Annotated in this window: 1 protein-coding gene; it reads left to right on the forward strand. The window is 56.2% G+C overall.

The genetic code is table 11. From position 1 onward, the window contains the following. On the forward strand, window positions 1-363 hold a 363-nt coding region (locus HMPREF2978_RS02320), incomplete at both ends, for an IS30 family transposase (protein WP_143342259.1).

The raw sequence follows: 363 nt of genomic DNA on the forward strand, positions 1-363 counted from the left end.
CCCTAGTAGAGCGCCCCAGCCGTTACACCCTGCTTGGACACCTTCCCGATGAGCACAGTTCACACACCGTGGTCGCAACCCTGCAGGACATGGTCAAAGACCTCAACACCGAGCAGCTAAAGACCATCACATGGGACCAAGGCGCAGAAATGGCTGTCACAGCACAAGTCCAGATTAAAGACGGCTGCCAGGTGTTTTTCTGTGAACCGCACTCACCGTGGCAGAGACCAACCAACGAGAACACCAACGGCGAGATCAGGCGCAGGTTCTACAAAAAGGGCACCGACTTTGCCACCGTCACACCCGAACATGTCGCGTGGGTGCAAAATGAGCTCAACGAAACACCCCGACAAATCCTCGGCG

The sequence above is a fragment of the Corynebacterium sp. HMSC074C01 genome, assembly GCF_001814605.1.
Classification (GTDB): domain Bacteria; phylum Actinomycetota; class Actinomycetes; order Mycobacteriales; family Mycobacteriaceae; genus Corynebacterium.